The organism is Lysinibacillus sp. YS11 (assembly GCF_002896375.1).
GTDB lineage: Bacteria > Bacillota > Bacilli > Bacillales_A > Planococcaceae > Lysinibacillus > Lysinibacillus capsici.
In genome coordinates, this window is sequence record NZ_CP026007.1 from 2,635,109 (window position 1) to 2,648,690 (window position 13,582).

Genomic DNA, 13,582 nt, shown 5'->3' on the forward strand with positions numbered 1-13,582 from the left:
CATACTAATTGACACAACGACCATAAAATTTCCTAGTTAGAATTGTAATTGATTTTTTATTAAACTCAATATGAATTTTTGATTATAGCGTTTCATACATGACTTGGCCCATTAAAGAGATGTCATAATCTCCTAATGCAGCTACTTCCGATTGGAAATCAGGTGTATTTAAAATCTCCTTCACCATATCGATGAGCGGTTGATTTTCTGGTGTTTTTAATAACACAATATCGTAACGTTCAGTGACCATTGGTATAAAATCGACCTGAATAAGCTTGGCGATTTTTTCAATGCCAATCCCAACATCTGCACGTCCATTGGCAACTGCAGAGGCGACATCGAGGTGGCTCATTTCTTCATGGGTATAGCCTGCAATCGTGGATGGAGCGATACCGTGAATGCGCAATTGCTCATCTAACAGAGTACGAGCACCTGAGCCTTTCTCACGGTTGATGAATGTGAATGTCTTTGTTTGGAAATCTTCAAATGTGCGTATCTCCAGCGGATTCCCCTTTTGAACATAGAAACCTGCTTTACGTGATACAACATTGATGAGAACAAAGGCATGGCTGACAAAGATTTTTTTTACATAAGGAGTATTATAATCTCCTGTATCCCCATCAAACATATGTAAACTCGCAATATCACAGTCTCCGTGATACAACGCCATTACACCATTAAAACTACCTTCATGTGAGCGTAATACTTTCGTAGATCGTCGTTTCTCGATATATTTTGCTAAAATATCTAATACTAAATCTTGCCCACTCACTATAATTTTCGCATGATTTTTAGTAGGAGTGGCTATGGAAGCCTGTGCCACAGCTGGCATACTACCTGTTTTTCGTTTTTGTATATAGGTTTGCAAGTCAGCACGATCTACCCGCATTTGCCGTCCTACGCGGAAAACTGGCAAATCACCCTTTTTCACTAAATCATAAATTGTTAATTTTGAAACCTTTAATAATTGTGCAACCTCTTCAATCGTATAGGATTGTTCTTGTGACATGTAAAAGTTCTCCTCCTATAAGCCTCTATTTTACATGGTAACGTATTTATAGCCTTATGAACATCTTGACATTTTCTACCCTTACTAACTTTCTTTTTTATTTATATCTGATTATAATTAGTTATGTCTTGTTATAACGAGTAATAAAAGGAGTATACTCATCGTGAAAAAATATTATCGTTTATTTGCGACACTGTTAGTACTAGTTGGACTATTAGCAGCCTGTGGTAACCAAGAGGCGGCAACAAACGAACCAGTTGAACTAACAATTTCTGCGGCAGCTAGTCTACAGGATGCCTTAGAAGAACTGAAAACAACTTATGAACAACAACACGATACAATCAAAATCCTCTATAACTTTGGAGGTTCAGGTGCTTTACAGCAACAAATTTTACAAGGTGCTCCTGCAGACCTTTTCTTTTCAGCAGCAAAGGATAAATTTGATGCGCTTGTAGCGAAAGAAATGATTGATCAAAAGCTAGGAACGGATCTTTTAGCCAATGATTTAGTATTAATCGTGCCTAAAAGCAATGAAAAGCAAATTCAATCCTTTGAAGATTTACAACAAGCAGGAAAAATTGCACTCGGTACGCCCGAAACGGTTCCTGCCGGGCAGTATGGTGTGGACACATTAAAAAATATGCAACTGTGGGATTCACTCGAATCAAAAGTAGTGTATACAAAAGATGTACGTCAAGTACTTACTTATACAGAAACAGAAAATGTGGATGCGGGAATGGTCTATAAAACAGATGCCCTTGTCTCTGATAAGGTCAATGTCGTGGCAACTGCCGATGATGCTATGCACGCACCGATTATTTATCCTGTAGGTGTTCTAAAAGCTAGTAAGCATGGGCAAGAGGCGGAGGATTTTTATCACTTCTTACAAAGTGCTGAAGCTATGGATGTCTTTGAAAAGTATGGATTTAAAGGGGCTCAATAAAAGATGAGTACCGATTTTTGGTCTCCACTTAGGCTTTCGATCGAAATTGCTTTTGTTGCAGGGATCATCGCTATTATAGCAGGTATTTTAATGGGAAAATGGATGGCAACCCATGATTTCAAAGGTAAACTAGTGCTAGAAACGGTATTGCTATTACCATTGGTATTACCTCCTACAGTAGTCGGTTTCCTGCTTATCGTCATTTTCGGGAAAAATAGTATGTTAGGAGATATCATTATCTGGCTATTCGATCAACCTATCATGTTCACATGGTGGGCGGCCGTCATCGCTTCTACAATCGTTGCCTTTCCATTAATGTATCAATCAGCTAAAACTGGCTTTGCCTCTGTCGATCGAGATATTGAAAATGCAGCACGTGTGGATGGGGCGAATGAATGGCAGGTCTTTCTTTACGTGTCCATTCCCCTTGCATTAAAGGCACTTGTTTCTGGTGGGATTCTAAGCTTCACACGAGCTTTGGGTGAGTTTGGAGCGACACTTATGTTTGCGGGAAATATTCCAGGGAAAACACAAACAACACCGCTAGCAATATATATGGCCATCGATTCTGGAAACATGCCCCTTGCCTGGACATGGGTTCTGTGTATGATCGCCATTTCCTTCCTTTTACTTCTTAGTATCCATATCCTGAAAGTATAAAAGAGGTAGTTGGCTCAAGCCAACTACCTCTTTTTGCTTATCCCCCACTGATCGGTGGAATAAAGGCGATTGTGTCGCCAGATTTGACAATCGTCGTATCCGTTGCAAATTCTTCATTAACCGCTGTCATGATCTGTTGTAATGATAGCTGAGGGTAGCGCTTTTCCATCCACTCTTTTAACTGCGCAACTGTCACATCTGACAGCTCTACTGATAGCTTTGATTCACCTAGTGCTTCCTGTAGGTGAGCAAATAATAAAATGTTAATCACAGGTTTTCCTCCTCCTGAATGGCTGGTTTCCCTTGCGGATAGGGAACATTTTCTAATTGATCACCAATCCACTCTGTCCCGTCCTCCCAATGTTCTTTTTTCCATATGGGCACGATTTGTTTTATGCGATCAATTGCATATTCATTCGCCATATAAGCTATTTTACGATGCGGTGATGACACAGCAATCACTACGGCAATATCGGAAATAGCTAAATGACCGACACGATGGGTGATGGCCACTTTTGCTTCTGGCCACTCTTCTTGTATTTCCTTTGCAATCTGTTCAAACATTTTAATCGCCATTGCTGGATAGGCTTGATATTCCAAATGCATCGTTTTTTTACCATTTGTCATTTCACGCACTGTACCGATGAATAATGTGATGGCTCCAGCATTTCGACTAAGGACTTTTTGTCTTACTTCCTCCACATCTATTGGTTGATCGATAACTTCAAATAACGCTGTCGTCATAGTTTTCCCCTCATTTCTGTCAACAAAAATTCCATATATTGTGATTCTTCATAAATCGAAAAAGCAGGGATTGCAAGGGATAGATCAAGCGGACAGCTTGGCCAATAAATCACACAGAGGATATTGGTTACTTGCTGTAGTAGTACTTGATCCTGTGCAGTGCGCAGCAGCACAACCTTCGGATAATGTTCATTTTTATACCCTTCAATTAGCATGATATCCAGTGGAAGGGACTCATAAATCGCTAGTATATCAGCCAATTGCCAGCTATTTTGGTGGATACTCATACGTAAAGTACCCGCCCCCTCCACTGCTGTAACAACCGCACCTGCTTGCTCATGCCGACTACTATCCTTGGAAGTTTCGATCGTCGGTACTCCACCATGTCCATGATGCTTAATGGTTCCTACCCTTAGCCCTTCCATTGTAGCCTGCTTGATCAATTGCTCCATCAATGTTGTTTTCCCACTATTTTGATAGCCAACTATCTGTAAGATTTTTCGATATTGTCCCAAGGCCACTCACTTCCTTGCAGATCTTCTAGCAAAAGGACATCCACTTGCATACCCTTTTCATAGCCTCTAGAGCCACCTGGTAAAACAATGAATGCATTAGCTGTCGCTAAAGATGAAACTGCACTCGATTTATCGAACCCAGATGGGACAGTTACGAGCTTCCCTTTTTCATATTCGATACGAGCACGTACAAAGCGTGTAAAGGGATTTGGCTTTGTAAAATCAGCCCCTAAAATCGCTTGCTCTCTGCGTAAATGTGGTTGAGTATGCCCATATGCAGAACGTATAATCGGACGTACAAATAGCTCAAAGCCAACATAGCAGGCTGAAGGATTACCAGAAAGACCAAATAATAATTTGTCGTTGCGAGCAGCAACCGTTGTCACACTACCTGGACGCATCGCTATTTTATTAAACAATACCTTTGCATCGATCGCCTCATAAATAGCTGGTAAATAATCATAATCACCTACGGAAACGCCACCCGTTGTAATTAAAATATCTACTTCCTGTAAGGCTTTTTCTACGTTTTCAATACATAATGTAAGATCATCGCTCAACTTGCCGAAATATTTCACTTCTGCCCCAGCACGCTCAATTTGCGCCATTATCATATAGGCATTACTATTGCGAATTTTGCCTGGCTGTAAAGCTTCACCTGGCTCTAGTAATTCGCTACCAGTGGCAAGCACACCAATAACTGTTTTACGATAAACAGGTACTTGCTCATAGCCAAAAGTAGCAAGTAAGGCCATCACACCCGGGTTAATATATTGGCCTTGTTCAATGAGGACTGCGCCTTGCTGTACATCTTCCCCTTTATAGGAAATATTAGTACCTGCTTCAAAAGGTCGTTTAATCGACATATACTTTTGATGATTTTCTTCGAATGTTTGGGTTAATTCTAGCATGACCACTGCATCACATCCTTGCGGTATCGGCGCCCCAGTCATAATGCGGACTGCTTGATGATCGCCAACTACGTCTTCATAGACATAGCCTGCGCCAATTTCTCCAACGACTTGAAAGCGGACTGGATGCTGTGAAGATGCCTCTTGGCTATCGACGGAACGAATGGCATAGCCATCATACGGTGAACGATCAAAAGCAGGTACATCATGATCGGCTCTAATAGCTTGTGCTATAAAGCGTCCATGTGCTTGCGTTAATGACACATGCTCCTTTTTTGCTTGAACGGCATAGTCCATTACACGATGAACGGCTTCTGCCACAGGAATTGGTTGTCTTTTTTCTACCATTTGGTACACTCCCTTAACCTAATAAACGATAATAAATGCTTTTGGCTTTCTGTATATCTTGTATACCATGTATCACAACTCGCCCATCTTGGAAAATAACGATTCGGTAATCGTCCGCTTGGCAAGATAGCAAATAAGGATTAACCTGGACTTCTCCGTGGGAACAGAGCTGATTTGCCAGCTGATCAAGCGAATAGTAAATGGGTTTTGGTGGTCGAATTTGTACCGCGTCTCGGCCACAAAGGATCTGTAATTTCGTTTGATTTTCGTAGGATAAGTAAGGATAGGTCGGCTTGTCGCCACAAGATGGACAATCACCCTGCCTTATTTTCTCCACATTGATTTCATAGTGTTGATTTTGCCAAACATCAAACGTTAAGTAGCTTTTTCGTAAGGCCTTGTCATCTCCAACAAGCAGCTTGAAAACCTCTGCCACCTGATAAGCAGCAACAATTTGAACTGCTGGACTAATAATGCCAACGGTATCACAAGTCATCCCTGTATGGGGCATCACCTTTAATAAACAATGCAAACAAGGCGTTTTACCTGGTACAACCGTGTAAGTCGCACCATAACTACCAACACAAGAGCCATATACCCAAGGAATACGATATTTTTGCGCAAGGTCATTCATGACAAAACGAACATCAAAATTATCGGTCGCATCGACCATCACATCAACATCTTCTAGTAATGGTAGCAAGGTCTCTGTACAAGCATCCATAATGCCGACATGAATTTCTACCTCTGTGTTTATTTGTTGGAGACGCTTTTTAGCTGCGATAACTTTGGGCATTTTTTCTTGTGCATCTAGCTCTGTATATAATTGCTGTCTTTGTAAATTACTCCACTCTACATAATCACGATCAATGAGTGTCAGCCTGCCAATACCTGCTCGCACAAGCGCTTCTGCACTAGCACTCCCCAATGCCCCCGCACCTATGATAAGGACGTGTTTTTGCTGAAGGGATTGTTGCCCAGTTTGTCCGATAGGGTGAAATAATTGTTGTCTAGAATATCTATTTTGCATACGTATGTGGCCTTTCTTTCTATGAATTTTCGTTTGACCTTTTCATTTATAGCATTATAATAAAAGCAATGTTTTTTAGCAAAAACGCATTTGAAGGAGGTCTTACTGTGCATCCAACACATCAGCAACAACCAATTCAAGTTGCCATTTTAACGGTCAGTGATACACGCACAAAGACAGATGATCATGCTGGTCAGCGTATTCAGTCCTTACTACAGGAAGCTGCATTTGAAGTTGTAGACTACCAACTAACAAAGGATGAACCGCTCGATATCGCTCGTCATGTTAAAAATTGGTGCAGCGATCCAACAATTAATACCATTATCGTTACGGGTGGAACAGGGTTTACACCAAGAGACCAAACCTATGACACCATTCTGCCTCTGTTTGAAAAAGAAATGATGGGGTTTGGTGAATTATTTCGAATGCTCAGCTATGAAGAAATTGGCCCAAAGGCGATGTTTAGTCGTGCCACCGCTGGAAGCCTTCAGCAAACAGCCATTTATGTTTTACCAGGCTCCACAAATGCGGTGACTTTGGCTATGTCGAAGCTCATAGTACCTACTGTCCAACATTTTGTCGGAGAGCTGAAGCGCTTATGAAAATTGCTGGTATTGTGTTAGCTGGTGGTCAATCCTCTCGCTATGGTCAGCCAAAAATGTTTGAGATGTTTGCTGGACAGCCATTATATAAACATAGTCTCATAGCCCTGCAAAAAAATCAGCTGGATCCTCTTATTATCGCTACAAATGCGCACTTACAATATCAGTTTGGACAGGAAAATGTCCAATGGGTCATTGAAAAGCAGCCACATCAAGGCCCTCTTTTTGCTTTGCATCATATCATGACAGCCTATCCTGATGTGGAATGGTTTTTTGTCGTAGCAAGCGATATGCCTTATATGAATGCAGAATTTATCCAAAAAATGTTAGGGCTGATTAATGACACTTATGATGCCATTGTTCCGACGCAAGGGCTACGCGATCAGCCATTAGCTGCATTATATCGACGTACTGCTTTACCAAAGGCGACACAATTAACGGCACAAAACAAACGGAGTATGAAAGTGCTTTTAGAGCAACTTCGTGTTTGTTATGTCCCTTTTGATGACGATAGCTCAACATTTATCAATATCAACGCACAACAAGACTGGTCACAAACAAGTAAAAAGGAGTTTAATAATGAATAATTTTACACACTGGAACGAAGAAGGTCGTCCTAAAATGGTCGATATCTCCGCAAAAGAAATCACAACACGTACAGCCATTGCGCGCAGTACGATTCTTTTATCCGATGCGGTCTATGAAGCCATCCAACAAGGTGGCATTAAAAAAGGTGATCCGACGCAAGTTGCGCAAATTGCAGGGATAATGGGAGCTAAAAAAACAGCTGATATTATTCCCATGTGCCATCCCATCATGCTACAGGGTACGGATTTCCAGTTTGACTATGAAAAAGCAGAGAATGGCTATGAGCTCCATATTCAAGCCACTGTTAAATGCAGTGGAAAAACGGGTGTTGAAATGGAAGCTCTCACTGCTGTGTCTGTCGCAGCACTAACTTTTTATGATATGTGCAAAGCCGTTGATAAGACAATGGTCATCAAAGAAACTTACCTTGTTGAAAAAACAGGTGGGAAAAGTGGCACTTTTGTGCATAAATAAACAGAAAAAATTCGGCATTATTGTGCCGATTTTTTTCTGTTTTTTACACGCTACCCCCCAATATGAGACATTTCAATTTTTGACGTTTTCCTTTTTGCCATCGTTTGTTCATTGCGTTCATCGGAATAACGATCATTTCTTGTTTCCCAAACGTTCGTAATGCACTTGATGATGGCAGCATCATCTTGCCCTGAACGTAACAATTCCCTTAAATCCGTGCCTTCTGTTGCAAATAAACAAGTGTATAATGAACCTTCTGCAGAGAGACGAGCACGTGAGCAATTGGAGCAAAATGAATCCGTTACAGATGAAATTACACCAATCTCACCTTGAGCATCTTGATACTGATAACGCGTTGCCACCTCTCCTTTATAATTGGGCGCTACTGGTTGTAACGGCGTAAACCGATGGATTTGCTCAATAATCTCTTTTTTGGACACCACATCATCCAAACGCCAGCCGTTCGAATTCCCTACATCCATATATTCAATAAAGCGTAGAATATGCTGTTTTACTTTAAAAAACTGCGCCATGGTAACAATATCTTGTTCGTTTTTCCCTTTTTGAACAACCATATTAATTTTTACTTGTAAGCCCGCTTCTGCAGCCTTTTCAATTCCCTCTAACACTGGCAATACCTTGCCTCTATGACCATTCATCTCGAAAAAACGCTCATCATCAAGCGAGTCTAAACTAACAGAAACTCGGGCTAAGCCTGCCTGTGCCAATGAATGTGCGTATTTTTTTAATAACGAGCCATTGGTTGTTAAAGCAATATCTTCTACACCTTTTATGCGGTGAATACGGGCAATTAATTCGGGCAAATCACGACGTAGTAAGGGTTCCCCACCTGTAATCCGTATTTTTTTCACGCCCAATGAAACAAAGATTTTTACTAATCGTTCAATTTCATCAAAACTTAATATTTTATCAGACGGTAAAAATGCGTAATCTGGACCAAATACTTCTGCTGGCATACAATAGCGACATCGAAAATTACAACGATCTGTCACGGATATTCTTAAATCTCTTAACGGTCTGTGTAATTGGTCTTGTAGATTCGTCATCTAATCTCCTTCTTTCAATTCATTAGCTGGTAATAGGATGCGTTGTGGATGTGTATAAATATTCAATGTCTGTTGCCGAATAAAGCCAACCGTCGTAATACCAAGCTGCTCTGCTAATTGCAATGCTAATTCTGTGGGTGCTGATTTAGACAGCACGATGGCACAGCCTATTTTGGAAACCTTTAGTAAAATCTCCGATGATATTCGTCCGCTAAAGACGATAATTTTATCTTCCATACGGATGTTGTTGCGTAGGCAATAGCCGTAAATTTTATCCAAAGCATTATGACGTCCAATATCCATGCGACTTAGGACGATGCCATTTACATCACATAGTGCAGCATTATGCACCCCACCCGTTTTCTTAAAAATATCGGCACTATCCTGCATCGCATGCATTAAACGGAAGCAATCTTCGGTCGTTATTTGCACATGGACTTGATCCATTTTTTTTGCTACTAATGCATCGTTCGTAAACACAAAGCCTTGTCGACTCATCCCACAGCAAGACGTAATATAGCGCTTGTTTTGCGTCTGTTGGTAATAAGGATTAATATGCTTTGTTTTAATATGCACAAAACCCTCTTTCTCTTGGTGCCAAATTTCCTCAATATCCTCAAAACTACGAATCACTCGTTCAGAAGCTAAGTAGCCAATAACCATATCTTCTACATACTCGGGTGTACAGACCATCGTGACAAATTCCTGCTGATTAATTTTTACGGTAACAGCGTATTCTGAAACAATTAAATCAACCATTTCTGTCACTCGTTGTCCTTCAACACGCACAATTTTTCTTGTCATTGCTCGATCCATAAGGCATCCCCTTTATTCACTGATATGCTTTTCAAAAACAAAGACGGAAATCGCAAAATCCTCTTCAATTTTAATATCTGAAAATAAGTGAAGTAATTTGCTGCCCATCAATTCTTCCATACCCTCTGGTGGCGATTGTCTATATAAATCTTGAATCATACTCGTCCTTGCAGCATGCACCATTTTCAGCCCTTCTGGTGTACTGGCAATAAATTTTTCTGTCGGAGTGATATTTCCGTATAAGGTAGATACAGCCATATTCTCGACAAAAACAGTATGAATACGTTCAGGACCTTTACCAAATACTTCCTTTCTTAACTTTCGAATCATGTCATTAAATTCGTGGATTTTTTTAGACATAGCAACGATTCTCCCATCATAATTAAACTTTTTTAGGCAAATGGTTATGTAGGCCACCCTTACAGTTTGTTAATGATATAGCAACTTTAAAAAAAATAAAAGAGAAAATACTTTTTGATAATAATTCTCATTTAATAAATTTTATGATAAATATTGTTCATTTTGAAGGAAAGGGCTATAATATTCATATCACAAATGGAATTAATTTATTTTGAACCCTATGTTACGATGTTGCATAGTGTTTTTAATAGTTGAATTCTATTGTAATTAAAAAATAAAAGTAGATTGAGTTTTTAGCAAGACCTGCTAAGAATTTTATCCACCATGAATTATTAGCATGTCTCGGACATGTAATTTCATGGTGGATTTTTTTATTTTTTCAAAACCGAGACATGGATAACATGTTATGATCTAGCAATTTACCTATTTTGAGGTAGCTTCAAGAACCATTGGGAATTACAATGATAACAAGACAATCTTTTCAACAATCACCAACTCGATTTGTTATTCCCTTTTGTCTTAAGCTGTACCATGTTATCCGATTCGTCTCAAAGTGCAAAAGGAGGAAGTTACCTTGACTCAAATTAATATTAATGGCGTACCGTATAAAGTAAAAGAAGGAGCTACAATCCTTGATACCATTAATCAACATGACATTCCGCATCCACAGATTTGTCATGTGCCCGCTGTTGACCCCATTGAAACATGTGATACATGTATCGTGGAAGTGAATGGCCAATTAGTTCGTTCCTGCTCTACAAAGGCAGTAGACGGCATGAATGTATTCCTAACTTCTGACAAAGCAAAAGCGGCACAAACAGAAGCGATGGACCGTCTACTCGAAAATCATTTACTGTATTGTACAGTTTGTGATAACAACAATGGCAATTGTGCATTACACAATACAGCCGAAATGATGGAAATCGAGCATCAAAAATATCCCTATCAACCAAAAGTTGAACCTCATGAAGTGGACATGTCACATCCGTTTTATCGATACGATCCTAACCAATGTATCGCTTGTGGTCAGTGCGTAGAGGTTTGTCAAAATCTACAGGTAAATGAAACATTGTCCCTTGATTGGGAAGCAGAAAGACCACGTGTCATTTGGGATACGGGCGTTGCTATCAATGATTCTTCCTGTGTAAGTTGTGGTCAATGCGTAACCGTATGTCCATGTAATGCCTTAATGGAAAAATCCATGCTTGGAGAGGCTGGATTTATGACTGGCCTCAAACAGGATATGTTAGATCCGATGATCAGTTTGATTAAGGAAGTTGAACCAGGCTATAGCGGTATTTTTGCCGTTTCTGAAGTGGAAGCAGCCATGCGTAGTAAGCGCACCAAAAAAACAAAAACAGTATGTACTTTCTGTGGTGTGGGCTGCTCGTTCGAAGTTTGGACAAAGGGTCGTAAAATTTTAAAAGTACAGCCTTCCGATGGTCCAGTAAATGCGATTTCTACATGTGTCAAAGGGAAATTCGGCTGGGATTTTATCAATTCTGAGGAACGTATTACAAAACCACTCATTCGTAAAAATAATGAGTTTGTGGAATCATCGTGGGATGAAGCACTTGATTTAATTGCAACAAAACTAAGTGGCATTCAACAACAATATGGTCCAGGTTCTGTTGGCTTTATCTCCTCTTCTAAAATTACAAATGAAGAGAATTACTTAATTCAAAAAATGGCCCGTCAATTATTTGGCACAAACGATGTCGATAATTGTTCTCGTTATTGCCAATCTCCTGCAACTGATGGTTTATTACGTACAGTTGGCATGGGAGGAGATGCTGGTACGATCAAAGATATTGCTAAGGCTGGACTTGTCATTATTGTTGGGGCTAATCCAGCTGAGGGACATCCTGTTTTAGCAACACGTGTGAAACGTGCACATAAATTACATGGTCAGAAATTAATTGTTGCTGATATTCGTAAGCATGAAATGGCAGAGCGTTCCGACATTTTTATGCGTCCAAAGCAAGGTACTGACCAAGTTTGGTTAATGGCTGTTACCAAATATATCATTGATCAAGGTTGGCATGATGAAGCGTTTATTCAAGAAAACGTCCTTCATTATGATGATTTTAAACAAGTACTTGCAACCTATACACTTGATTATGCACAAGAAATGACTGGTATTAGTAAGGAAACATTGATCGAAGTAGCTGAAATGATTCGTGATGCAGATGGTACATGTGTTCTTTGGGGCATGGGTGTAACACAAAATACTGGTGGCTCCTATACATCCGCAGCGATTTCAAATTTACTTTTAGCAACTGGAAACTATCGTCGTCCAGGTGCTGGGGCCTACCCACTTCGCGGCCATAACAATGTGCAAGGTGCCTGCGATATGGGGACACTTCCAAATCTATTGCCAGGCTATCAAAGAGTCACAGATGACGAGGCACGTGCAAAATTCGAAAAAGCCTATGGTGTCCCTATTCAACCACAGCCTGGTCGAAATAATATGCAAATGTTAGATGCGATCATGGAAGGAAAAATGAAAGCGATGTATTTAGTGGGCGAAGATATGGCACTTGTTGACTGTAATGCCAACCATGTAGATGAGGTGCTTTCACAGCTTGACTTTTTCGTTGTCCAAGATTGTTTCCTATCACGCACAGCACAATATGCAGATGTGATTTTACCTGCTGCGCCTTCGCTTGAAAAAGAAGGTACATTTACGAATACGGAACGTCGTGTTCAACGCCTGTATCAAGTATTACCAACACTTGGTGAGTCGAAAGCAGATTGGGAAATATTGCAAGCGGTTGCTCGTCGTTTAGGGGCAGATTGGCATTATGATCACCCAAGCGACATTTTTGATGAAATGGCGAGCCTGTCTCCCCTCTTCTCACAAGCCAACTATGATGTTCTTGAAGGCTGGGGAAGCTTCTGTTGGGGTAGCCATGATGGTAAAGATACACCATTATTATATGAAGATGGCTTTAACTTCCCTGATAAGAAAGCTCGTTTTGCTTTAAATGATTGGGTGCAGCCTGTTGAGTTTGAAGCACAATACGATTGTCATATTAATAATGGCCGTATGCTTGAACACTTCCATGAAGGAAATCTAACAAATAAATCGAAAGGTATTCAATCGAAAGTACCTGAAATTTTCGTTGAAGTATCACCAGAATTGGCGAAAGAACGAGGCATTGCAGATGGAGCCCTACTTCGTTTAGTGTCTCCATATGGTGCCTTGAAGCTAAATGCTCTTGTTACAGATCGCGTACAAGGAAACGAATTATTCTTACCAATGAACTCTGTTAGCAAAGATTCAGCCATCAACTTCCTAACTGGCCCTGCAGCAGATGTGAATACGTCAACACCAGCTTATAAACAAACAAAAGTACGAGTAGAAGTGCTAAAAGCAAAAGGTAAATCACCACTTCCTCGCACAAACCCACGCTATAAAAAGCGTCATCCTCAAAATGGTGTTGAGGTACAACGAAAATGGAATCGTCCTGGCTACGTTCACTTAACAACCATAAACGAAAGAGAGTGAGAGC

General features: G+C 40.3%; 15 protein-coding genes. 6 read left to right on the top strand and 9 right to left on the bottom strand.

All coding sequences use genetic code 11. The features are described from left to right. Positions 1-82 precede the first annotated feature (82 nt). The gene (locus tag LBYS11_RS13105; protein ID WP_004230582.1) at positions 83-1,009 is read right to left on the bottom strand and encodes a helix-turn-helix transcriptional regulator; all 927 of its coding nucleotides are present in this window, start codon (positions 1,007-1,009) and stop codon (positions 83-85) included. A 163-nt stretch (positions 1,010-1,172) separates the two neighbouring features. Between LBYS11_RS13105 and modA the strand changes: the two genes are divergently transcribed. Together modA and modB are read left to right on the top strand one after the other, a co-directional pair. After that, positions 1,173-1,952 carry a molybdate ABC transporter substrate-binding protein gene (gene modA / locus LBYS11_RS13110; RefSeq protein ID WP_103118318.1) on the top strand — a complete coding sequence of 260 codons (780 nt, stop codon included), beginning with the start codon at positions 1,173-1,175 and terminating at the stop codon, positions 1,950-1,952. Between the two features lie 3 nt (positions 1,953-1,955). Further along, a complete protein-coding gene (gene modB, locus LBYS11_RS13115) occupies positions 1,956-2,612 on the top strand; it encodes a molybdate ABC transporter permease subunit (protein WP_103118319.1) in 657 nt (218 codons plus the stop codon). A gap of 37 nt (positions 2,613-2,649) precedes the next feature. Here the strand turns inward: modB and moaD are convergent, their stop codons facing one another. Genes moaD through LBYS11_RS13140 form a run of 5 tightly spaced genes read right to left on the bottom strand, consistent with a single transcriptional unit; the run spans position 2,650 to position 6,160 of the window. Further along, positions 2,650-2,883 (bottom strand): molybdopterin converting factor subunit 1, encoded by a 234-nt coding sequence (gene moaD / locus LBYS11_RS13120; protein ID WP_004230585.1) that lies wholly within the window; start codon positions 2,881-2,883, stop codon positions 2,650-2,652. Next, entirely contained in the window at positions 2,880-3,356 is a 477-nt protein-coding gene (locus LBYS11_RS13125) for a molybdenum cofactor biosynthesis protein MoaE (RefSeq protein ID WP_048392456.1), read from the bottom strand. The genes moaD and LBYS11_RS13125 overlap by 4 nt, the downstream gene beginning before the upstream one ends. After that, on the bottom strand, positions 3,353-3,871 hold the full coding sequence (gene mobB, locus LBYS11_RS13130) for a molybdopterin-guanine dinucleotide biosynthesis protein B (RefSeq protein ID WP_103118320.1): 519 nt from the start codon (positions 3,869-3,871) through the stop codon (positions 3,353-3,355). The genes LBYS11_RS13125 and mobB overlap by 4 nt, the downstream gene beginning before the upstream one ends. Further along, the gene (gene glp / locus LBYS11_RS13135; protein ID WP_103118321.1) at positions 3,841-5,130 is read right to left on the bottom strand and encodes a molybdopterin molybdotransferase MoeA; all 1,290 of its coding nucleotides are present in this window, start codon (positions 5,128-5,130) and stop codon (positions 3,841-3,843) included. Before glp ends, mobB begins: the two co-directional genes overlap by 31 nt. Before the next feature lie 13 nt (positions 5,131-5,143). Further along, on the bottom strand, positions 5,144-6,160 hold the full coding sequence (locus tag LBYS11_RS13140; RefSeq protein ID WP_103118322.1) for a thiazole biosynthesis adenylyltransferase ThiF: 1,017 nt from the start codon (positions 6,158-6,160) through the stop codon (positions 5,144-5,146). Between the two features lie 107 nt (positions 6,161-6,267). Here LBYS11_RS13140 and LBYS11_RS13145 point away from each other — a divergent pair, with 107 nt between their 5' ends. Genes LBYS11_RS13145 through moaC form a run of 3 tightly spaced genes read left to right on the top strand, consistent with a single transcriptional unit; the run spans position 6,268 to position 7,824 of the window. Continuing rightward, positions 6,268-6,762 (top strand): MogA/MoaB family molybdenum cofactor biosynthesis protein, encoded by a 495-nt coding sequence (locus tag LBYS11_RS13145; RefSeq protein ID WP_103118323.1) that lies wholly within the window; start codon positions 6,268-6,270, stop codon positions 6,760-6,762. After that, positions 6,759-7,349 (top strand): molybdenum cofactor guanylyltransferase, encoded by a 591-nt coding sequence (locus LBYS11_RS13150; RefSeq protein ID WP_103118324.1) that lies wholly within the window; start codon positions 6,759-6,761, stop codon positions 7,347-7,349. Before LBYS11_RS13145 ends, LBYS11_RS13150 begins: the two co-directional genes overlap by 4 nt. Next, complete coding sequence (moaC, locus tag LBYS11_RS13155) at positions 7,342-7,824, top strand: cyclic pyranopterin monophosphate synthase MoaC (protein WP_048392450.1); 483 nt, start codon at positions 7,342-7,344, stop codon at positions 7,822-7,824. Before LBYS11_RS13150 ends, moaC begins: the two co-directional genes overlap by 8 nt. A 50-nt stretch (positions 7,825-7,874) precedes the next feature. Here the strand turns inward: moaC and moaA are convergent, their stop codons facing one another. The 3 genes from moaA to LBYS11_RS13170 are packed head-to-tail and all read right to left on the bottom strand — an operon-like array spanning position 7,875 to position 10,067. Further along, positions 7,875-8,891, bottom strand: coding sequence for a GTP 3',8-cyclase MoaA (gene moaA, locus LBYS11_RS13160; protein WP_103118325.1), 1,017 nt, complete (start codon positions 8,889-8,891; stop codon positions 7,875-7,877). Further along, positions 8,892-9,707 (bottom strand): formate dehydrogenase accessory sulfurtransferase FdhD, encoded by an 816-nt coding sequence (gene fdhD, locus LBYS11_RS13165; RefSeq protein ID WP_004230594.1) that lies wholly within the window; start codon positions 9,705-9,707, stop codon positions 8,892-8,894. It abuts the gene before it with no gap. A 12-nt stretch (positions 9,708-9,719) separates the two neighbouring features. After that, a complete protein-coding gene (locus tag LBYS11_RS13170; protein ID WP_004230595.1) occupies positions 9,720-10,067 on the bottom strand; it encodes a Na-translocating system protein MpsC family protein in 348 nt (115 codons plus the stop codon). 574 nt (positions 10,068-10,641) lie between these two features. Between LBYS11_RS13170 and fdhF the strand changes: the two genes are divergently transcribed. Continuing rightward, on the top strand, positions 10,642-13,578 hold the full coding sequence (gene fdhF, locus LBYS11_RS13175; RefSeq protein ID WP_103118326.1) for a formate dehydrogenase subunit alpha: 2,937 nt from the start codon (positions 10,642-10,644) through the stop codon (positions 13,576-13,578). The last annotated feature ends 4 nt before the right edge of the window (positions 13,579-13,582 follow it).